The organism is Streptococcus bouchesdurhonensis (genome assembly GCF_948472335.1).
On the sequence record NZ_CAOKTW010000006.1, the window covers coordinates 90289 to 112707 of the forward strand.

The following is a 22419-nucleotide window of genomic DNA, read 5'->3' on the forward strand; positions in this document are numbered from 1 at the left end:
TCGTATCTCCCTTACTTTCTTCACTAGAAAGGACAAGATGTGACAAAACAAGCCTTCAAAGAAGCAGTTTTTAGGGCAATTTTTTTCATGAGTGCAACAGTAGCTGTTGTAGCTATTTTGCTAATCTGTTTCTTTATTTTTAGTAATGGCTTACCTTTCATGGCTAACTACGGCTTTGCCCGTTTTTTATTAGGCAGTGATTGGTCGCCAACGAACATTCCAAGCAAGCTATGGTATTTTACCAATGATCGTTGGTTCCTTATTAATTACCTTAGGAGCGATTGTGATTGGGGTGCCAACAGGCATCTTGACATCGGTGTTTATGGTTTATTATTGTCCAAAGCCCGTCTATGGCTTCTTAAAATCAGCTATTAACTTGATGGCGGCCATTCCATCTATTGTTTATGGTTTTTTCGGCCTACAATTATTGGTGCCTTGGATTAGAAGCTTTTTAGGAAATGGCATGAGTGTCCTAACCGCTTCGTTACTATTAGGAATAATGATTTTGCCAACCATTATCAGTTTGTCAGAATCTGCTATCCGAACAGTTCCCAAAACGTATTATTCTGGTAGCTTGGCTCTAGGAGCTAGTCATGAACGGAGTATTTTTAGTGTCATCTTGCCAGCTGCGAGATCTGGTATTTTATCAGCAGTTATTTTAGGAATCGGTCGCGCAGTAGGTGAAACCATGGCAGTTATTTTGGTGGCAGGCAACCAGCCGATTATTCCAAGTGGACTCTTTTCAGGAACCAGAACCTTAACAACCAATATTGTTCTGGAAATGGCTTACGCATCAGGTCAGCATAGGGAAGCCCTTATTGCAACCTCAGCAGTTCTCTTTTTCCTTATTCTCTTGATTAATGCCTACTTTGCCTACTTGAAAGGAAAATCATCTTATGAGTAAATACCTGCTAAAACTTCTCGTTTATTGTTTTTCAGCTTTAACCTTTGGCTCTCTCTTTTTAATCATTGGTTTTATCCTCATCAAAGGCTTACCTCATCTAAGTCTATCCCTCTTTTCTTGGACTTATACTTCTGAGAACATTTCCCTTATGCCAGCGATTATTTCCACGTTATTCTGGTCTTTGGTGCTCTTCTTTTAGCCTTGCCCATAGGGATTTTTGCTGGTTTTTATCTTGTGGAATATACAAAAAAAGATTCCCTTTGTGTTAAAATCATGCGATTAGCCTCAGATACCTTGTCTGGGATTCCTTCCATTGTTTTTGGTCTGTTTGGCATGCTCTTCTTTGTAGTCTTCTTAGGTTTTCAATACTCTCTGTTATCAGGAATCTTAACCTCAGTCATCATGGTGTTGCCAGTCATTATTCGCTCAACAGAAGAAGCCCTTTTATCTGTTAGTGATAGCATGCGTCAAGCAAGTTATGGACTTGGGGCAGGTAAGTTACGGACTGTTTTTAGAATTGTTCTACCAGTTGCCATGCCAGGTATTTTAGCTGGAGTGATACTAGCTATTGGCCGTATCGTTGGTGAGACAGCTGCCCTCATGTATACATTAGGTACCTCTACCAATACGCCAAGTAGTCTCATGTCTTCAGGTCGTTCTCTAGCCCTGCATATGTATATGCTGTCAAGTGAGGGGCTACATGTCAATGAAGCCTATGCTACTTGTGATTTTGATTATTACTGTTTTAATGATAAATACTCTATCAAGCTTATTATCTCGAAAACTTGTGAAAGGAGCTTCCTAGTATGGGAACATTTTCAGTCAGACACCTAGACTTATTTTACGGGGACTTTCAAGCCTTAAAAAATATTTCGATTCAATTACCAGAAAGACAGATTACTGCCTTGATAGGCCCATCTGGTTGTGGTAAATCAACTTTTCTAAAAACCCTTAATCGGATGAACGATTTGGTTCCTTCTTGCCATATTGAAGGCCAAGTCCTCTTAGATGAGCAAGATATTTATAGTAGCAAATTCAACCTTAATCAGCTACGTAAGCGTGTAGGGATGGTTTTTCAACAGCCTAATCCCTTTGCCATGTCTATCTATGATAACGTGGCTTATGGCCCAAGGACACATGGTATTCGAGACAAAAAACAATTAGATGCCTTAGAAAAATCTTTAAAAGGGGCAGCCATTTGGGACGAAGTCAAAGATAATCTTAAAAAGAGTGCCATGTCCTTATCAGGCGGTCAGCAGCAACGCCTTTGCATTGCGCGAGCTTTAGCAGTAGAACCTGATATTCTGTTAATGGATGAGCCGACTTCAGCCTTAGACCCTATCTCCACTTTAAAAATTGAAGACCTCATTCAGCAACTAAAAAAGGATTATACGATTATCATTGTTACCCATAACATGCAACAAGCTTCACGTATTTCAGATAAAACTGCTTTTTTCTTAACAGGAGAAATTTGCGAATTTGGAGATACCGTTGACGTGTTTACCAATCCAAAAGATCAGCGCACAGAAGACTATATTTCAGGACGGTTCGGATAAGGAAGGAAAAACCTATGAGAAATCAATTTGATTTAGAATTGCATGAATTAGAACAATCCTTTTTAGGACTAGGACAACTTGTCCTTGAAACAGCTTCAAAAGCCTTACTGGCCTTAGACTCCAAAGACAAGGAGATGGCAGAGCTAATTATCAATAAGGATCATGCTATCAACCAAAGTCAAAGCGCTATCGAATCGACCTGTGCCCGTTTGTTGGCCTTGCAGCAGCCACAAGTGTCTGACCTTCGATTTGTGATTAGCATCATGTCTTCTTGTTCAGACCTTGAACGTATGGGAGACCATATGGCAGGCATTGCCAAAGCTGTTTTGCAACTAAAAGAAAATCAACTAGCCCCTGGCGAAGAACAGTTACACCAAATGGGTAAATTATCCCTCAGCATGCTGGCCGATTTATTGGTTGCCTTTCCTTTGCACCAAGCCTCAAAAGCTATTAGTATTGCTCAAAAAGATGAACAGATTGACCAATATTATTATGCCTTATCAAAGGAAATCATTGGACTTATGAAAGACCAAGAAACCTCAATTCCCAATGGAACTCAATACCTTTATATCATAGGTCATCTGGAACGCTTCGCTGATTACATTGCTAACATTTGTGAACGCCTAGTCTACCTAGAAACAGGAGAACTAGTGGATTTGAATTAATTCAACTAATCCTTAAAAGAGAAGAGTACGATTAAGTGCTCTTTTTTATGATTGTAAAAAAGTTCATTTGACCAATTTAAGCAGTGTAGATAGTGAGGAGCTGTTTCAATTCTATCGTGAACGAGGGCTTTATCAAAGAAAGGAAAGCAGGATTCTTTGGGGATAAGACAGATAGTTCGACCATGGTTAAGAATGAAGTACGTATGATGATGGGCTATCTGGCTTATAATCTCTACCTCTTTTTAAAGCAGCTAGCTGGTGATGAAGTAAAGGCCTTGACTATCAAGCGTTTTCGACCTCTCTTCCTTCATATTGCTTAAAATATGTCTCTACTGCTAGACGACATATTCTCAAATTCTCAAGTCTATACGCCTATTCAAAACAATTTCAAGCCTTATTTGATACAATCTGCCAGATAAATCTGATACTCCCTGTTCCATATAGAGCTAGAGGGCAGGGGAAAACATGCCTAACAATAAGTCACCTTATTTTAGAAATCGAGCATCAAACCAAGGGAGGAGTCTGCCCTTTTTTAGGAAAAAATCAAGACAAATCTCCTCAATCATGTCTCAAATATTAGAAATCAAGCAAAATCACCAGAAGGACAGTAGTTTAACTAGCTTTTCTGGTGATTTTTGAACTGTGTAGTTCGTTAGTGCCAGATATGAATAATTTGGGATGATAAATCTTTCTTCCTCAGGTAGCCTATCATAATACTCTTCAAAAATCTTATCAAAAACACTCTCTTTCTTTTGGGCGATAGTTTCATCTTCGTATGTAGGAGTCCTCATCAAGAAATACTTCAATTTTAGGTATTCCTTATCCAACTCTATATAACTTGGCATCAACTTGTAATCTTCAACCCCCAAACGCTCAGCGATATATTTTAACTTTGTTAGTGTTGGTCTGGATTCTCCATTTTCAATTCTAATTAATTGACGGATACTCAATTCAGACTCATCACCACAAAATTCTGAACTACTGATTTTTTTAGCCAAACGTAATCTTTTAATTTTTTCGCCAAACTCTCGCAACCCACAAGAACCTCCTGAGTTGTTTACCTCTATTATAGCATATACTGAATCAAACTATCTATCAGATTTCTTCTCACTTTAACTAAAGACTAGAGACTAAGAGTTTATCACTTCGTCTCGGTTTTGATATATTTTTAAAGTAACAAAGCCACCACTATCCCAGCAATGTAAGTGCAAAATCCTCTAGAATATGATAGAATAAGAGAAAGGACTCTATTAAGGAGGAAATCATGAAAAAACAAACCGTCGCCGTCTTGGGGCCTGGTTCCTGGGGAACTGCCCTTTCACAAGTCTTAAATGACAATGGACACGAGGTACGTATTTGGGGAAATCTTCCCGAACAAATCAATGAAATTAATACCTATCATACTAACAAGCACTACTTTAAAGATGTCGTTCTAGATGAAAATATCATTGCCTACACCGACTTAGCAGAGGCACTGAGAGATGTGGATGCGATTTTGTTTGTTGTCCCAACAAAAGTGACACGACTTGTTGCCCAACAAGTTGCACAAACCTTGGACCATAAGGTTATCATCATACACGCATCAAAGGGATTAGAACCTGATAGCCATAAACGATTATCAACCATTCTTGAAGAAGAAATTCCTGAACATCTCCGTAGTGATATCGTCGTTGTTTCAGGACCTAGTCATGCAGAAGAGACCATTGTGCGTGACCTAACTTTAATAACTGCTGCTTCTAAAGATTTACAAACAGCTCAATACGTTCAGGAGCTATTTAGTAATCACTACTTCCGACTTTATACCAATACGGATGTTATCGGGGTCGAAACCGCTGGTGCTCTCAAAAATATTATCGCTGTCGGTGCCGGAGCTTTACATGGTTTGGGATTTGGTGACAACGCTAAGGCAGCCATCATCGCTCGAGGCTTGGCAGAAATCACCCGCCTAGGGGTAGCACTCGGGGCTAATCCACTGACCTATAGCGGCTTATCTGGTGTGGGAGATTTGATCGTAACAGGAACCTCCATCCACTCTCGTAACTGGAGAGCCGGAGATGCTCTTGGTCGTGGAGAATCCCTAGCTGATATCGAAGCCAATATGGGCATGGTGATTGAAGGAATTTCAACGACTCGAGCAGCCTATGAGCTAGCGCAAGAACTTGGAGTCTATATGCCGATTACGCATGCCATTTACCAAGTTATTTACCAAGGAACCAATATCAAAGATGCCATTTATAATATCATGAACAATGAATTTAAAGCAGAAAATGAGTGGTCTTAACCCTCTAGAGAAAGGATTCTTATGGCACTGAAAGTTAGAAAAGCAGTCATTCCTGCCGCTGGACTAGGAACTCGATTTTTACCAGCAACCAAGGCCCTTGCTAAAGAAATGTTGCCAATTGTAGACAAACCAACTATCCAGTTTATCGTGGAAGAAGCTCTCAAATCAGGTATTGAAGATATTCTGGTTGTCACTGGTAAATCAAAACGTTCTATTGAGGACCACTTTGATTCAAACTTTGAATTGGAATATAATCTCAAAGAAAAAGGTAAAATAGATCTGTTAAAATTAGTAGATGAAGCAACTGGCATGCGCCTTCATTTCATCCGCCAAACTCACCCTCGTGGTCTTGGAGATGCTGTCCTACAAGCCAAAGCTTTTGTGGGGAATGAGCCCTTCGTTGTTATGCTGGGCGATGACCTTATGGACATCACAGATGAGAATGCCGTTCCTTTGACAAAACAACTGATGAAGGATTACGAGCGGACACACGCATCAACCATTGCTGTCATGCCCGTACCACACGAAGACGTTTCATCATATGGAGTCATTGCTCCTCAAGGTGAAGGAATCAACGGACTCTATAGCGTTGAAACTTTCGTTGAAAAACCAGCGACCGAAGATGCACCAAGTGATTTTGCAATCATCGGTCGCTATCTACTCACACCTGAGATTTTCGACATCCTCGAAAAGCAAGCTCCTGGTGCGGGAAATGAAATCCAGCTTACCGACGCTATTGATACCCTTAATAAAACACAACGTGTTTTCGCCCGTGAATTCACAGGAGCTCGTTACGACGTTGGGGATAAGTTTGGATTTATGAAAACATCTATTGACTACGCCCTCAAACATCCACAAGTCAAAGATGACTTAAAAGATTACCTCATCCAACTGGGAAAAGAATTGGCTGAGAAGGAATAATACTCTTCGAAAATCTCTTCAAACCACGTTAGCTTCACCTTGCCGTACTCAAGTATAGCCTGCGGTTAGCTTCCTAGTTTGCTCTTTGATTTTCATTGAGTATAAAATAAAAAAAGATAAGGTTCAAAAAATGCCTTATCTTTTTTCATTCCACAAATTTTCATCCCATTCCCTTGTAGAGAAGTAAGACTGCGAGTCCTACGAACAAGACTAACGCTACCAGTCTCTGACTAGCACTATACATCCGTCTTTCTCCTCTAACTGGAAAGATAATTGCTAGAAATGCGCCACCAACTGCACCTCCGATATGGCCTGCTAGGCTGATTCCTGGAATCAGAACACTTCCAATAATGTTAATCACAAAAAGTGTCAGATAAGACTGTCCTAGCTGTTGGATATAAGGATTACGAGTTGCATAGCGAAGAATGATAATCGCGGCAAATACACCATAAAGAGAGGTGGATGCACCTGCTGCTAAGGATTTGGGACTAAATACAAAAACAAAGAGATTGCCCATCATTCCTGATAAAAGATAGAGAAAGAAAAACTGCTTAGAACCGAAAATCTCCTCTACCTGCCTTCCAAGATAATAAAGTGAAAGCATATTAACAATGAAATGCTCCCACCCAATATGAACAAAAATAGCCGAAAAGAGACGCCAAATTTGCTCGGGAAAGAGGCGAATGGCAGGCCCATACATGGCTCCAAATCGAAATAGAGTATCCGCCCTGTCAAAGTTTCCTCCTGTAGTTACCAACATTAGTAGAAATACCACGGCCGTCACTAAAAGAAAGAAACTCGTCACAGGGTAACGCCTATCAAAGATTTCCTTCATCAATCAAAACCTCCTGAACAGGAATATCATGGTTTTCAGGGATAAAGTCCTGAACTTGATAATGATAAACCGTACTCAAAGTATGACCAGTAAACTGTTCCAGATAGCGGTCATAATAACCTCCGCCATAGCCAATCCGATAGCCTTCCATCGTAAAAGCCAGCCCTGGGACATGAATCAAATCAATCTGAGAGGCATCTACCACTTCCAAATTTCCCTGTGGTTCCAGTAAGCCAAAGGAAGTTTTGACCAGTTGTTGCAGATCATAGACCACAAAGTCCATGCGCCCCTTGGAATAGGTTTTGGGTATCAGAACCTTCTTGCCGTCCCTCAGCGCCTGCTCAATCAATCCCTGCGTTTGAAATTCGTGCGGAAAAGAGAGATAGGTTGCGATGACCTTGGCTTCTTGGTAGAAGGGATGGTGTAAAAGCCGCTCGGTTAAAGCTTGCTCTATAAACTGTTTTTGCTGTCGAGGGATAGCCTTCATTTCTTGCAAGACTTGCTTGCGTAGTTCCGATTTCATAGACAAGCCCTCTATTCTGCTGCCTTCTTTTTCAGGAAACTAGACACCGCAGCCACCCCAATAGCTAATGCTTCTTCCTTAGGAGCCATCTGAGGGTGATGAAGGGCGTAGGGACTATCGATACCCAGCCAAAACATCACGCCATCAACCTTTGAAAGGAGATAACCAAAGTCCTCGCCTGTCATAGCAGGCTCGATATCAATCAACTCAATTCCGTCTTTCTCTTCAAAAAAGTCCATTAGTTCACGCGCCAAGGCTGGATGGTTCTCAACAGGTAGGTATCCACCTTGTTTGAGTTCCACTTCGACTTCCATATCAAAGGCAGCTGCAACTCCTTCTGCAACTGTTTTGACCCGCTTTTGTACCAAGAGACTCATGTCCTGAGTCAAGGCCCGAATAGTTCCATGCAAAAAGGCTGTATCTGTGATAACATTGTTGGTTGTTCCAGCTTGGAAAAGACCAAAGGTCACCACTGCTCCCTCTATTGGGTTGACATTGCGGCTGACAACTGACTGCACCTGGGTCACAAAGTAACTAGTTGCCACCAAGGCGTCATTAGCTTCATGTGGAAAGGCTGCGTGTCCTCCTTTTCCTTTGAAACGGATCTTCACCTCGCAAGTTCCTGCAAAGAGTGTATGAGTATTGGTCGCAATCTGACCAACCTTCAAATCTGGTCGAACATGAAGCCCATAAAACTGGTCTGGCAACCAGTCTCCAAAAGCACCATCCTCATACATGAGCATGCCACCAGCTTCATTTTCTTCAGCAGGCTGAAACAGGAAGAGTAGATTATTTTTAGGTTGTTCCTCAAGGGCGCGCTCGAGACAGCCTAAGGCAATAGTCATGTGGAAATCATGGCCACAAGCGTGCATGCGACCTTGATGCTGAGAAGCAAAAGGAAGTCCTGTTTGTTCAACGATAGGCAGACCATCAATATCCGTCCGCCAACCAATAGTACGCTCTGGCTGACTTCCCTGCAAGTAAACCAAAATACCTGTCCGCCAAGTACGAACTTGAACAAACTCCTTGCCCGCAGTCAATTTCTCAATCACATCCAGCAAATAAGCATGAGTTTTGATCTCCTCCAAGCCAATCTCTGGAATCTGGTGCAAATCTCGTCTAATCTGAATCAAATCTAACATCTATCTATCCTCCCATATAGCAGAAAGAGGCTGGAAAAGGGTTCCGCCTCTATTTTTCTTTTACAATTACAAGGTACGAAGCGCATCTTCTAGCGCTGTTTTTTGTTGAGTTTGGGCATCAATCTCTTTGATAATTCGAGCTGGAACACCTGCTACTACTACATTTTCTGGAACATCTTGGGTAACGATAGCTCCTGCTGCGACAACTGAACCACTACCGATTTGGACTCCTTCGATAACCACTGCATTGGCACCGATAAGAACATTGTCTCCAACACGGACTGGTTCTGCGCTAGCTGGCTCAATCACACCTGCTAAAACTGCACCTGCACCAACGTGGCTGTTTTTCCCAACGATGGCACGGCCACCAAGGATAGCCCCCATGTCAATCATGGTTCCTGCACCGATTTCAGCACCGATATTGATAACAGCTCCCATCATGATAACAGCATTGTCACCAATTTCTACCTGGTCACGGATAATAGCGCCTGGCTCGATACGAGCGTTGATAGCACGTTTATCTAGCAAAGGAACTGCAGAATTGCGAGCATCTTGCTCAACAACATAGTCTTGATTTTCTACCAAACCATTGAGAAGCGGAGCCACGTCCTTCCAGTCTCCAAATAAAACATTCCCTAGTCTAACAACCGAGCTAGGTACAGCAGTTGCGAGTTGTCCCTCAAAAGTTACTTTCACACTGGTTTTCTTCTCAGCATTAGCGATAAATTGGATAATTTCTTGAGCATTCATTTTTGTAGCAGTCATAAAAAAACCTCTCATTCTTTATAATGATAACTATTCTACCAAAAAAAGCCTCAAATTTGAAGCCTTTTTGTCTGTTTTTAGGTATGATTTTTTAGGGATGTGAGATAAAACGTGCTGTCGGTAAAAGCAAACCCCTACCGATACAACCTAAAAACACTCTTCACAACTATCTCCCCGTGTTTTATTGACTATTCTAGTATAGCACACTTTTAGAATTAAGAAAAGACTTTTTATCTACTTTCTTTCGCTTCTTCTATAGACAAAAATATCATGGGTAAAATAATCAAGGCCATAGCTAGAAGGAGTGACCAATCCACTACCAGGCCTAAGAACAAAACACTCAAGAGAGCAGAAGAGAGAGGTTCACTGGCACTGATAACGGAAACCACCAAAGGAGAAACCAAGGACACCGCCTTCATGGAAATAAAAAAAGCAAAAGCCGTCCCAAAGAAAGCGATAATGAGACAAATCAAGATACTCCAAATATCAAGAGTAAAGGAAAGCTGATGCACTGGCGAGAGAACATTGCTAAATAAACCTGCCAAAATCATCCCCCACCCAACCGTGGGTACAAAACCATAGCGCTTCGCAAAAGGCTGGGGCAAGATAACATTAAACATAACACCCATAGCACTCAGTAAGCCCGTCACAAGGGCTAGTGGTGTCATGGATAACTGAGAGAGATCTCCCTTTGTCGCCATCAAGCAAACACCCAGCATGGCAACCAAAACATAGAAAACAGCGCTTTTTGACGCTCGTTTTTGATAAACCAAGCGATTGTAAAAGAGGATAAAGACAGGGCTAATAAACTGTAAAATAGTTGCTGTCGTAGCATTTGAGTATTCTACACAGAGATAGAAAAAATACTGAACTGAAAAAATCCCCAAAATAGCATAGGCTAAAAAGGGCAGGTAATTTTTCTTGTCTCGCCAAATATCTAGCACTTGCGATTTTAATTGTATTGCAGACCAAATGAGTACAAGACTCCCTGCCAGTGTCAAACGCATAGAGGTAATCCAGCCCGAAGACACCTGATAATGAGTAAAGAAGTACTCTCCTAAAATTCCACAGATTCCCCATATTAAGCTAGGATAGGAGCGAATAAATTTTTCCGTTAACAATCTTTTTCTGATACTGATTCATACCCTTATTGTAACACGAAAGGAAAAAAGTGGCAATCCATTGATTGGCCACTTCATTTAGAGAATTATCGTCTCGCCCTTGAAGAAGAAGGTCGTGTAGTAGTTGAGTTACTGCTATCGCTAGAACTACTACTTGAGCTGCTGGAGCTTGATGGAGTTGGTAGACTCCCCACGATGCTAGACCAAGCATTCTGATAATCCGCATCACTTCCACCAATAGCAAAGCGATAACTGGTCGTTGGCGCTCCTGTCTTATTAGCCCAATAGCTGGTAACAGTCGAACCTGTAACATCTACCTCTTTTCCTTCGACAGAAACCTTCCCTGGTTTTTGACCTGTTGATTTCAAGACTTCCGATTTCACTACACTAGGATCTAAAGTAAAGCGCTCGTTCCCCCAAATGCTTGGTGAGGCTTGCTGAATCGCATTTACCAGATGAGCCATGTAATTAGAGTTATTGGAATAACCTGCTCTACGTGACAATGAATGATTATCATCATGCCCAATCCAGCCACCTAGGGTTAATCTAGGTGTCGAAAGCATGAGCCACATATTTTCGTCTTGGTTGGTTGTACCAGTCTTCCCAATCCAATCTGCATTAGCCAGAGTAGGATTTAAAACAGTCAGATTCGTCTTGAAGGTTGTTGTCACACGAGAGGATAGAACTTCTCGCAGCAAGCCCTGCATAATTGTCGCAGTAGCTTTTGAATAGACTTGAACTGGTTTATCCTGATACTCATACACCACTCTACCATCTGCTGCTTCAATTTTAGAAATCACATGTTTCTGATGATAAACTCCGTTATTAGCTAGGGTCTGATAGCCATTAGTATGCTGGGCAACTGTGACTTCAATACCACCACCCATTGGCAGGCTCTCAATACCGTACTCAGGAATCTCGTAACCCATCTTTTCCATATAACCCTTGACATCAACACCCTTTTCACGGAGCATACGATAGGTCCAGTAAGCAGGGATATTCCATGAATAGTTCAGAGCTTCTCCCAAGGTCATCATTCCTGTTCCCTTGCTATTAGCATACATAATAGGATTACCATTAGCAAAGTTTGTTGGATAGTTAGATAGAATCGTTTCGCTTCCCATCAAGCCCTGATCAATAGCAATACCGTAGGCCAGCAAAGGCTTGGTAGTAGAAGCTGGTGAGCGTTTGGTATCAAAGGCATGATTATTTTGATTTTCTTGATAATTACGACCACCTACAAAGCCTAGAATAGCACCTGTTTGGTTGTCCATCAAGACATTCCCTACTTCTACACGACCTGTTCCATCGTCTAAAAGATAGCCATAGTCAGCAACCGCATTTTGCATGGCAGAATGAATTTTCTGGTCTATGGTAGTAGTAATCTTATAACCACCATTTTCAATTTCCTTGGCTGCCAAATCACGATAAAACTTCTGAGTTGCCTCATTTTTCAATTCCTTAGTGGAGACATTGTCTCTCTGAGCTAGATAGTCATACATACGTTCTTGAGCTTCTGCCAAAGTTGTAAAGTATAAATAGTCTCGTGAAATTCCTGTGACCGTGCCCGAGGGTAAAAAGTCCTGTTTAAGGTCATAATCCTTGTACTGAGAATACTCGTCCTTGCTTAAGGCACCTGTACGATACATACTGTAAAGAACTGCCTTAGCCCGTCTTAAGCCAATTTCTAGGTCTTCATCACTCTTCAACTCCCCAGTATTTTCATAAGGAGAGTAAGTAATGGGACTCTGTGGAAGTCCTGCTAAAAATGCTGCTTGAGGAACAGTCAACTGACTGGCATCGACACCGAAAATCCCCTCAGCCGCCTGCTGAGCTCCTGCAATATTCTGCCCCTTATTATTTCGGCCAAAGGGAGCCACATTGAGATAGGTCGTTAAAATCTCATCTTTATTCATGGCGCGTTCCAAGGCAAGAGCATCCACAATCTCTGTCGCCTTACGAGCCAAGGTCGGCGCATCCCCAACCACCTGCTGTTTAATCAGTTGCTGGGTCAAGGTTGAACCCCCACTAGAGGAACCCAAACCTACAAATTTCCCCAAGGTCGCACGAATCACCGCCTTGGGTACTACACCCTTATGTTCTTTAAAGTGTTCGTCTTCCGTCGCAATGATAGCCTTCTTCAGATTTTCCGAAATTTGCTCAGATGAGATAGAAGTGCGCAACAAATCACTCTCTATGGAAGCAATCACCGTCCCATCCGCATAGGTAATCTCTGAAATAGAAGAGATGTCCTTGACCTGATGTACCAATTCTTCTGTCTGAGGCACCCGAACCTTGTCAAATAAGGCCACTCCGTACCCCAAAGCAATCCCAGCTCCCAACATTCCTCCTAGAAAACCGAGTACAAAGAGTAAGTTAAATAAGGCTTTTATACTCAGTAAAATAGCTGGAAAAACGGCTGACTTATCTAAGGTTTTAGATTTTTTGGTACTTGAACCTTTCTTGCCAGGTCTAGCTGATTTTTTATGTTTTTGTTTTTGCTGGAAAAATTCCAGCATTTTTCGTTTTAATTCATTTAATTGATTTTGCATGGACTTCCTCACTCTATCTATTATACCACAAAAGGGAAACTTTCAATAAAATAGCCACTTTCTTCCCTATTCTGCTAGGCTATTGCCCAAGTTTGTGATACAATAGGTAGAAACAATAATTTTAAAAAGGAGAAAAGACACATGCACATTTTTGATGAGCTAAAAGAGCGTGGTTTGATTTTTCAAACGACTGATGAAGAAGCTTTGCGTAAAGCCCTAGAAGAAGGTCAAGTTTCTTATTATACTGGCTACGATCCAACTGCTGACAGCCTTCACCTAGGCCATCTTGTCGCAATCTTGACAAGTCGTCGCTTGCAACTAGCAGGTCACAAACCTTATGCGCTCGTTGGCGGTGCTACAGGTCTCATCGGAGATCCGTCCTTCAAAGATGCTGAACGTAGTCTCCAAACAAAAGACACAGTAGATGGCTGGGTCAAGTCTATCCAAGGACAACTTTCTCGTTTTCTTGACTTTGAAAATGGGGAAAACAAGGCTGTCATGGTCAACAACTACGACTGGTTTGGCAGCATCAGCTTCATTGACTTCCTCCGTGATATTGGAAAATACTTCACTGTCAACTACATGATGAGTAAGGAGTCTGTGAAAAAACGGATTGAAACAGGGATTTCTTACACTGAGTTCGCTTACCAAATCATGCAAGGGTACGACTTCTTCGTCCTTAACCAAGACCATAATGTCACTCTTCAAATCGGTGGTTCTGACCAGTGGGGAAATATGACAGCTGGTACCGAATTGCTTCGTCGTAAAGCTGACAAGACTGGACACGTTATCACAGTTCCGCTTATCACAGATGCAACTGGTAAGAAGTTTGGTAAATCAGAAGGAAACGCAGTCTGGCTCAATCCTGAAAAGACCTCTCCATACGAAATGTACCAATTCTGGATGAATGTTATGGACGCTGACGCTGTTCGCTTCTTGAAGATCTTTACTTTCTTGTCACTTGATGAGATTGAAGACATTCGTAAACAATTTGAAGCAGCGCCACACGAACGCTTGGCTCAAAAAGTCTTGGCTCGTGAAGTCGTTACACTTGTTCACGGCGAAGAAGCCTACAAAGAAGCCCTCAACATCACTGAGCAGCTCTTTGCAGGAAACATCAAAAACCTTTCTGTTAAAGAACTTAAACAAGGACTTCGTGGTGTGCCAAACTACCAAGTTCAAGCAGACGAAAACCACAATATCGTGGAACTGCTCGTGTCATCTGGTGTGGTTAACTCAAAACGCCAAGCCCGTGAAGATGTCCAAAACGGAGCTATCTACGTCAACGGCGACCGTATCCAAGACCTTGACTATGTCTTGAGTGACGCAGATAAGTTAGAGAATGAACTGACTGTTATCCGTCGTGGAAAGAAAAAATACTTTGTATTAACTTACTAAATTGTTCAACATTTACCTATAAAAAAAGGAGTTACCCTCGAGAAAGGTAACTCCTTTTTGCTGTTAATAGTCCCCACCTATCCCTTAATAGACAGGCTACGCAGTACAATACGTAAGGTTGTTAGATTATGTAAGATAGAAAGATTTGAAGGACTGAGCCAATTAAACAAGCCAAAGCCAATCAAACTACTATTTACGACAACGGTATCTTGAATATTCTTCTTGATGAGTGTTTGCAAAGATGATGATAGCCAATCCAACTCTTGGAAGAAATCCAAACGATTATCTAACAATAAGATATCACTCATCTGCTTAGAAATATCTGCACTCTCATTCATCACCACACCAATATCTGATAGGGTTAGAGCCGCTGAGTCATTCAAGCCATCTCCAACCATCAAAATAGTGTGACCTGCTTTCTGCAGTTCCTCTACTAACTCAAATTTCCCATCAGGTTTCAAGTCTGTATAAACCTGATCAAAGGGCAAATCTTTGACTAATTCCTCTGTCCTAACCAAGGTGTCCCCTGTTGCCAGAATCAATTTTTTCCCTTGTTCCTTAAGTTTCTCCAAGGCTGCTTTTGCTTCTTTTCTCAAAGGAGTATGAATACAGAACATTCCAATCAATTCATTCTGGTAGGCTAAGAATAAGAGATTGTAGTGACTCTTGTACTCTTCAATTAAAGCATTTTGTTCTGAACTGATATGAATCTGCTCATCCTGCATCAAGACATAATTCCCAATAAGAACTGGTTGGCCATCTATATGAGATTTGATCCCCTTGCTTGCGATATATTGGAGTTTCCCATGCATTTCCTCATGTTCAATTCCCTCTATCTCAGCTTGCTTGACGATGGCATTAGCAATAGGATGATAAATGTGTTCCTCAAGACAGGCACTGATTCTGAGAATATCTTCCTCACTATAGTCTCCAAAAGGTAACACCTTTTCAACTATAGGATAACTAGTTGTGATTGTTCCTGTCTTATCAAACAAGAAAGTATCAACTTCCAGATATTTCTCCAGAACATCTCCATCCTTAATCACCATTTCACGGTTCAACCCTTCCTTGATAACTGTCAAATAAGCTACAGGAGTAGAGATTTTCAAAGCGCAGGAGAAATCGACCAATAGGAAAGAAATAGCCTTAGAAAAAGAACCTGTCAATAGGTAAGTCAGCCCAGCCCCCAAGAAATTATATTTGACGACCTTGTCCGCCATTTTGATGAAATAGCGTTGTTTCGTTTTCTTGTTTTCTTCAGATTTCTTCATCAACTCAATCAGCTGTAAAATACGGCTGTTCATCTGATTATCTGTTACACGAATGCGTAACTCTCCAGTTTCTAATACTGTATTTGCACAAACCAAATCAGACTCTCTTTTTCAACTGGAAAACTCTCTCCTGTCAAGGAACTTTCGTTGACCATACCTAAACCTGAAACTACTTGCCCATCAAACAGAATTTCATTTCCTTGAGATAAGATCAAGACATCTCCTATTTGAACATCGGAACTCTTGATACTAACAACCGTATCGCCCTGTACTAGGAATACATCGCTCTCTTTTGCAAGAAGACTCTGTTCTAAATCTGTTGCAGTTTTTTTCAAGGACCACTGATCTAAATGATTCCCCAAATCAAGCATAAACATGATATTGCTAGCTGTCTTGGATTGGTTCATAAACAAAGACAATAAAATAGCCGAACAGTCCAAGACTTCCATCGTTAGTTCCTTACGCGCTAGTGTTTGATAGGCTTCTCTAATATAACCCAAAGCCTGATAACAAGTCCATATATAGCGAATAGGATACGGCACAAAACTACGAAAAAGTACACGCTTAACCGCTGCACCTGAAACAATAGAATAAGCACTCTCTTCTCTACGAATGGGAAGAGTCATCAACTCAGAAACTTTCCCTTTATCAATTCTTTTTAAAAAGGCTTCTGCATTATCTAATACAGAAAAGCCTTCTTTTATGCGTAGAGTAAAGTGCTGTTGATCCATGTAAAACTGGATAGACTCAATCCCCTTTTCATCTCTCGCCAAGGAACGAAGATAGTCTTGAATATCCAAGGTAAGTGAAAAAGAAGATGATAGTCGGATATGTTGGTATCCTCTATGTAGCACTTTAAAAGACATATTATTCACCTATAAGGCTATCTAATTGCTCTTCTTTTTTCTCTTGCTCGTACAAATATTTGGCATCTTGCAAGACATCGTCTCCATGTTGCTTCACAACAGAAACAGATGCATCTAGCTCGTCTTTCAACTTGTAAGCCTTAGCCAAAGCTTTAGAATAAGCTTTTTTAGCTTCCTTACTTGCTAAGATTTTCAAACCAAGGGTACCAAATGCGACACCACCCAAAAATAATGAAGATTTTTTCGCAACTTTTGCAACGGTTAATACTTCTTTTAACATACTTATTTCCTCCTTATCATTATTATATAGCATTTTGGATATAAAAGCAATTTAATTTTGGTACTTTGAAAAGTAATGATACTACTATTTAATTCTATTACAAATCATCCTAAAGTTGCTTTCATTTGCCTCTTTTGATACACTTAAACTATGAATACAAATCTCAAACCCAAACTTCAGCGTTTTGCTTCTGCGACTGCCTTTGCCTGTCCTATCTGTCAAGAAAATCTGACTCTGCTAGAGAACAGTCTCAAATGTAACAATCGCCATTCTTTTGACTTGGCTAAATTTGGCTATGTCAATCTGGCACCTCAAATCAAGCAATCTACCAACTACGACAAGGAAAACTTTCAAAACCTAGCAACAAATCCTAGAAGCCACTTTTACCAAGCTATTTTAAATGCTGTATCTGACTTGCTTGCAAGCTCAAAAACTACCACAACAATCTTGGATATTGGCTGTGGCGAAGGTTTCTACTCTCGAAAACTCCAAGAAAGTCACTCTGAAAAAACTTTCTATGCCTTTGACATCTCCAAAGATTCAGTCCAAATCGCTGCCAAGAGCGAACCCAACTGGGCAGTCAATTGGTTCGTTGGTGACTTGGCTCGTCTTCCTATAAAAGACGCCAGCATGGACATTCTGCTTGATATCTTTTCGCCTGCCAACTATGGAGAATTTCGTCGCGTTTTATCCAAAGACGGTATCTTGATAAAGGTTATCCCAACTGAAAATCACCTCAAGGAAATCCGTCAGAAGGTACAAGACCAACTGACAAACAAGGACTATTCCAACCAAGATATCAAAAATCATTTCCAAGAACACTTTACCATCCTATCTAGCCAAACGGCCTCTCTGACTAAGCCTATCACAGCAGAGCAACTTCAAGCCCTGCTCAGTATGACCCCTCTCCTCTTTCACATCGACCAGAGCAAGATTGACTGGAGCCAACTGACAGAGATTACCATTGAAGCAGAGATTCTGGTTGGGAAAGTACTCTAAACTATACTTCCCAAAGGTATAAAACTTACCGAAAATCTTCAATATTACGAAAACGCATAAGAACAGGTGCTCAAAAACTTAATCTTATGCGTTTTGTTATAGTTTCTATACACATTAAGTGGAAATCTTTGAAACCAGTTCTTTTAATAACCATTGAATACCATATAGTACATTTGCCCCAAATATGATATAGGCCGTATAAATCAAGTATTTCGATTTTTCCCGCCTTAAAGAATAGATCTTGTACAAGATAAACAAATTTAAAATAATAAATAATAGAGACAAAATCTTCCTCCAAAATAAATCCTAAAAGTACACAGTCAAGCATAATTCTAATCTTTATTTTCGATTCGAAATTACAAACTTATCAATGAATAGTAAGTGATATAAGGCAAGTACAGACCCCCAGAAACTACCTCGAAGAGAGATTTCTTGATGATTGAGAGGAAGCAAATCGTGGTTACCTATATAGAGGCAGGTCAAAATAACAAATAGTATCCAAAATAAATCAGTCCATTTATATTTTGAAAAATATTTTTTTAACATAAAAACACCTTCTTTCTTTACTACACTTACATTATATGATAAAATGTAAGTGAATACAAATAAAAAGGAGAAAAGCTCATGAAAACTACTAAATTTTTTGCAGTTGCTATTTCTGCAGGTATCTTAACTCTTAGTCTCGCTTCACCGTCTCTTGCCTTTGCGCAAAGTGTGGCACACCCACCAAAATCTCATGATGCAAGACTCCAGACTAAGCGACTTGTTCTTGAAGAAAGTAAAGTTTATAGTTTACAGGATGTATTCAATTCATCTAATTTAAGTGTTGAAGAACAAGAACAAATTACTAAAGATGTTTTAAACTTCGTTGAAATTGAAGGAAATTCAATGGATAGAACTATTATGAGGACTGTTATACGAAGATTAAGTCCTTCAGAAGTTAAAGAGATAGCACTTTCTAGTGATCCAGCTGGGACTCTAGTAGGAATGCTCCCTGGTATAGGTAATGTGTATTCGGCCTTAAAATATTTATCTGACGATATGTATCTTACAGCGGCTAGAAATGGTTGGGGATTGGAATACGTGATTGCTGTAGATAGAGATAACCCAACATCTACAGGAATAAACTTTTATTGGAACTACGTTAAATAAAATTTAAAGAAATTGCCTTATTCAATTAATATTCCTATAAGAAAGCAGATGATTCCAATGTACAAACTATAATTATCAACTCTTAATATCCAACTTAGTTATGAAAGAATGGTAGGTGATTGTCATGAAAAAATACTAGTTACTCTATTATTTAGTTGTTTAGCATTATTTTGTTTGCCTATTTCTGTAAATGCCGACACTAATAATAATCTTGTCATAAAATTCAATGAACTAACATTTACTTCTGGATTATAATATCCCTAATCCAGAAGTAATCTATTCAAAATCAGGATTCAAAGAAGTCGCAACTGTTCTTGATAGTGATACTGGAAAAGTTGTCGAAACTATCGAACTTATCCCAGATCTTTCTCGCGCTACAGTTACCTCACATACATTAAAAAGAAGTGCAACATTTGCTAGAACTACAGTTCAATTAGTGTAAACATTGAATTATATAATGAGGGTTCTTTCCGTCAGATTAACTCAGTTCAAGGTTATTACTTAGGAATAACAAATTCTATTACAAACACATATATTGAAGGACAAAACGTTGATGTTTGGTCTCCAAAAGGATACCCCACAACAAGTATAAAGTATGCTTATAATGGTACTTTAACAGCAGCTATAAACAGTAGTGGTTCAGCTCAAGTTAAAGCAGAGTTGTTAGGAGCTGGATTTACATTTGGAGGTACTATTGGAGGTACATCATATTATAGAGTTCCATTTAATCAAAACGGAACTATTAGTCTATACAACTATTAGTCTATACTAACTTAGGAGGTAATCGATATTATGAATGAAAAAAAACGTACATATTTTATTTGTGCAAGTATTATTATTTCATCTATAATTTGAGGACTCTTTATTTATAACGGACTTGACGTTTTGGGTCAATTTATAAACGATGGCCTCAGGGTAATTAATAGTAATAGGTAGTTAATAGAATTTAAATAAAAAAACGGTAATTTAGTGAATGAACTGCACCCCAAAAGTTAGACAGAAAAAATCTAACTTTTGGGGTGTTTTTATTATGAAATTAACTCATGATGATAAAGTTCAGATCTATGAACTTAGAAAACAAGGATATAGCTTAGAGAAGCTTTCAAATAAATTTGGGATAAACAATTCTAATATTAGGTACATGATTAAATTGATTGATCGTTACGGAATAGAGTTCGTCAAAAAAGGAAAAAATCGTTACTATTCTCCTGATTTAAAACAAGAAATGATTCATAAAGTCTTACATGAAGGCTGGACTAAAGATAGAGTTTCTCTTGAATACGGCCTCCCAAGTCGTACGATACTTCTTAATTGACTAGCACAATACAAGAAAAACGGGTATACTATTGTTGAGAAAATAAGAGGGAGAGTACCTAAAATGGGACGTAAGCCAAAAAAGAGACCTGAAGAGAGAACAGAATTAGAACGTCTTCAAGCAGAAAATGAGTACCTGAGAGCGGAGAATGCCATCCTAAAAAAGTTAAGAGAACTCCGATTGAAGGAGGAAAAAGAGAAAGAAGAAAGACAGAAATTGTTCAAGAATTAATGACTGATTTTTCGTTAGATATTCTTCTAAAAGCCATTAAATTAGCTCGTTCGACCTACTACTATCACTTGAAACAGCTAGACAAACTAGATAAGAATCAAGAGCTTAAAGCTGAAATTCAATCCATTTTTATCGAACATAAGGGAAATTATGGTTATCGTCGGATTCATTTAGAACTAAGAAATCGTGGTTATCTGGTAAATCATAAAAGAGTTCAACGCTTGATGAAAGTACTCAATTTACAAGCTAAAATGCGACAGAAACGAAAATATTCTTCTCATAAAGGAGATGTGGGTAAGAAGGCAGAGAATCTCATTCAACGTCAATTTGAAGGCTCTAAAACAATGGAAAAGTGCTACACAGATGTGACAGAATTTGCCATTCCAGCAAGTTCTCAAAAGCTTTACTTATCACCAGTTTTAGATGGCTTTAATAGCGAAATTATCGCCTATAATCTTTCAACTTCACCCAACTTAGAACAAGTAAAAACGATGTTGGAACAGGCCTTCACAGAGAAACGCTACGAGAATACGATTCTCCATAGTGACCAAGGCTGGCAATACCAACACGATTCTTATCATCAGTTTCTTGAAGGTAAGGGAATTCAAGCATCCATGTCACGTAAGGGTAACAGCCCAGACAATGGTATGATGGAGTCCTTCTTTGGCATTCTGAAATCGGAGATGTTTTATGGTTATGAGAAGTCATTTCAGTCGCTTAAGCAATTGGAACAAGCCATTGTAGACTATATTGATTACTACAACAATAAACGAATTAAGGTAAAACTAAAAGGACTCAGTCCTGTACAATACAGAACTAAATCCTTAATCTTATGCGTTTTGTTATGCAAAAATCACTGGAGTTTCCATACATATTAAGTGGAAATAGTTGAAATCAGTTCTTTTAATAACCATTGAATACCATATAGTACATTTACCCCAAATATGATATAGGCCGTATAAATCAAGTATTTCGATTTTTCCCGTCTCAAAGAATAAATCTTGTACAAAATAGATAAATTTAAAATAATAAATAATAGAGACAAAATCTTCCTCCAAAATCAATATTAAAAGTAGCCAGTCAGGCATATACCTCATATTTATTTTCGATTCGAGATAACAAACTTATCAATAAATAGCAAGTGATATAAGGCAAGTACAGACCCCCAGAAACTACCTCGAAGAGAGATTTCTTGATGATTGAGAGGAAACAAATCATGGTTACCTATATAGAGGCAGGTCAAAATAACAAATAAAATCCAAAATAAATCCGTCCATTTATATTTTGAAAAATATTTTTTCCACATAAAAACACCTTCTTTCCTACAATTATATTATAATACTTTATATAAGCGAATACAAGAGATATGAGGTAATCAACTACGAAGAAATATAAGGCTGAAGACAGTAAAAACCAGCATTTTAAGCCTTAACTGTATCTAGGATTTCCCTATTTTTAGACAGAATTAACCAAAATCCACAGCATTTAAAAAAGCGAATTTCAATTGAAACTCGCTTTTTTACAAAATGTATTAGTATAAATCTTGTATCTTATACTCAATGAAAATCAAAGAGCAAACTAGGAAGCTAGCCGCAGGTTGCTCAAAGCACAGCTTTGAGGTTGCAGATAAAGCTGACATGGT

General features: G+C 39.5%; 16 protein-coding genes and 6 pseudogenes. 11 read left to right on the forward strand and 11 right to left on the reverse strand.

The genetic code is table 11. The features are described from left to right. Nucleotides 1–39 precede the first annotated feature (39 nt). From pstC to QMQ21_RS11005, 5 genes and pseudogenes are all read left to right on the forward strand, one after another. Nucleotides 40–904: pseudogene (gene pstC / locus QMQ21_RS10985) on the forward strand (phosphate ABC transporter permease subunit PstC). Further along, nucleotides 897–1709, forward strand: a pseudogene (gene pstA / locus QMQ21_RS10990) (phosphate ABC transporter permease PstA). The pseudogenes pstC and pstA overlap by 8 nt, the downstream one beginning before the upstream one ends. Nucleotide 1710: 1 nt before the next feature. Then, a complete protein-coding gene (pstB, locus tag QMQ21_RS10995; RefSeq protein ID WP_261814446.1) occupies nt 1711–2460 on the forward strand; it encodes a phosphate ABC transporter ATP-binding protein PstB in 750 nt (249 codons plus the stop codon). 14 nt (nt 2461–2474) lie between these two features. Next, nucleotides 2475–3125, forward strand: coding sequence for a phosphate signaling complex protein PhoU (phoU, locus tag QMQ21_RS11000; protein WP_166735753.1), 651 nt, complete (start codon nt 2475–2477; stop codon nt 3123–3125). A gap of 40 nt (nt 3126–3165) precedes the next feature. After that, a pseudogene (locus QMQ21_RS11005) lies at nt 3166–3567 on the forward strand (transposase); the annotation flags it as partial. Between the two features lie 151 nt (nt 3568–3718). Here QMQ21_RS11005 and QMQ21_RS11010 read toward each other — a convergent pair. Next, entirely contained in the window at nt 3719–4159 is a 441-nt protein-coding gene (locus tag QMQ21_RS11010) for a helix-turn-helix domain-containing protein (protein ID WP_054392637.1), read from the reverse strand. Nucleotides 4160–4389: 230 nt separating this feature from the next. Between QMQ21_RS11010 and QMQ21_RS11015 the strand changes: the two genes are divergently transcribed. Continuing rightward, on the forward strand, nt 4390–5406 hold the full coding sequence (locus QMQ21_RS11015) for an NAD(P)H-dependent glycerol-3-phosphate dehydrogenase (protein WP_054392635.1): 1017 nt from the start codon (nt 4390–4392) through the stop codon (nt 5404–5406). A 21-nt stretch (nt 5407–5427) separates the two neighbouring features. Next, entirely contained in the window at nt 5428–6327 is a 900-nt protein-coding gene (galU, locus tag QMQ21_RS11020; RefSeq protein ID WP_261814447.1) for a UTP--glucose-1-phosphate uridylyltransferase GalU, read from the forward strand. Nucleotides 6328–6487: 160 nt separating this feature from the next. On the opposite strand, the gene QMQ21_RS11025 is transcribed toward galU, so the two are convergent. The 6 genes and pseudogenes from QMQ21_RS11025 to pbp1b form a co-directional block, all read right to left on the reverse strand. Further along, a complete protein-coding gene (locus tag QMQ21_RS11025; RefSeq protein WP_054392634.1) occupies nt 6488–7162 on the reverse strand; it encodes a rhomboid family intramembrane serine protease in 675 nt (224 codons plus the stop codon). Next, a complete protein-coding gene (locus QMQ21_RS11030) occupies nt 7146–7685 on the reverse strand; it encodes a 5-formyltetrahydrofolate cyclo-ligase (protein ID WP_166735752.1) in 540 nt (179 codons plus the stop codon). Before QMQ21_RS11030 ends, QMQ21_RS11025 begins: the two co-directional genes overlap by 17 nt. Before the next feature lie 11 nt (nt 7686–7696). Continuing rightward, the gene (locus QMQ21_RS11035; RefSeq protein WP_166735751.1) at nt 7697–8827 is read right to left on the reverse strand and encodes an N-acetyldiaminopimelate deacetylase; all 1131 of its coding nucleotides are present in this window, start codon (nt 8825–8827) and stop codon (nt 7697–7699) included. 66 nt (nt 8828–8893) lie between these two features. Further along, a complete protein-coding gene (gene dapD / locus QMQ21_RS11040; protein ID WP_000127477.1) occupies nt 8894–9592 on the reverse strand; it encodes a 2,3,4,5-tetrahydropyridine-2,6-dicarboxylate N-acetyltransferase in 699 nt (232 codons plus the stop codon). A 230-nt stretch (nt 9593–9822) separates the two neighbouring features. Further along, nucleotides 9823–10735, reverse strand: a pseudogene (locus tag QMQ21_RS11045) (DMT family transporter). Nucleotides 10736–10799: 64 nt separating this feature from the next. Then, nucleotides 10800–13265 (reverse strand): penicillin-binding protein PBP1B, encoded by a 2466-nt coding sequence (gene pbp1b / locus QMQ21_RS11050; protein WP_054388468.1) that lies wholly within the window; start codon nt 13263–13265, stop codon nt 10800–10802. 141 nt (nt 13266–13406) lie between these two features. Here pbp1b and tyrS point away from each other — a divergent pair, with 141 nt between their 5' ends. Beyond that, the gene (gene tyrS / locus QMQ21_RS11055; protein ID WP_000546884.1) at nt 13407–14663 is read left to right on the forward strand and encodes a tyrosine--tRNA ligase; all 1257 of its coding nucleotides are present in this window, start codon (nt 13407–13409) and stop codon (nt 14661–14663) included. A gap of 77 nt (nt 14664–14740) precedes the next feature. Here tyrS and QMQ21_RS11060 read toward each other — a convergent pair. Together QMQ21_RS11060 and QMQ21_RS11065 are read right to left on the reverse strand one after the other, a co-directional pair. Then, nucleotides 14741–16800, reverse strand: a pseudogene (locus tag QMQ21_RS11060) (heavy metal translocating P-type ATPase). A gap of 1 nt (nt 16801) precedes the next feature. Then, nucleotides 16802–17080 carry a DUF6110 family protein gene (locus QMQ21_RS11065; protein WP_166735750.1) on the reverse strand — a complete coding sequence of 93 codons (279 nt, stop codon included), beginning with the start codon at nt 17078–17080 and terminating at the stop codon, nt 16802–16804. A gap of 150 nt (nt 17081–17230) precedes the next feature. On the opposite strand from QMQ21_RS11065, the gene QMQ21_RS11070 reads away from it, so the two are divergent. Then, complete coding sequence (locus tag QMQ21_RS11070) at nt 17231–18079, forward strand: putative RNA methyltransferase (RefSeq protein WP_261814451.1); 849 nt, start codon at nt 17231–17233, stop codon at nt 18077–18079. Nucleotides 18080–18418: 339 nt separating this feature from the next. On the opposite strand, the gene QMQ21_RS19325 is transcribed toward QMQ21_RS11070, so the two are convergent. Continuing rightward, entirely contained in the window at nt 18419–18625 is a 207-nt protein-coding gene (locus QMQ21_RS19325; RefSeq protein WP_054388471.1) for a hypothetical protein, read from the reverse strand. A gap of 78 nt (nt 18626–18703) precedes the next feature. Here QMQ21_RS19325 and QMQ21_RS11075 point away from each other — a divergent pair, with 78 nt between their 5' ends. Together QMQ21_RS11075 and QMQ21_RS11080 are read left to right on the forward strand one after the other, a co-directional pair. After that, nucleotides 18704–19231, forward strand: a complete 528-nt coding sequence (locus tag QMQ21_RS11075) for a DUF4148 domain-containing protein (RefSeq protein ID WP_000858870.1) — start codon at nt 18704–18706, stop codon at nt 19229–19231. A 1030-nt stretch (nt 19232–20261) separates the two neighbouring features. Beyond that, nucleotides 20262–21655: pseudogene (locus QMQ21_RS11080) on the forward strand (IS3 family transposase). Nucleotides 21656–21876: 221 nt separating this feature from the next. On the opposite strand, the gene QMQ21_RS19330 reads toward QMQ21_RS11080, so the two are convergent. Further along, nucleotides 21877–22083, reverse strand: a complete 207-nt coding sequence (locus QMQ21_RS19330; RefSeq protein ID WP_000265678.1) for a hypothetical protein — start codon at nt 22081–22083, stop codon at nt 21877–21879. Between the last annotated feature and the right edge of the window lie 336 nt (nt 22084–22419).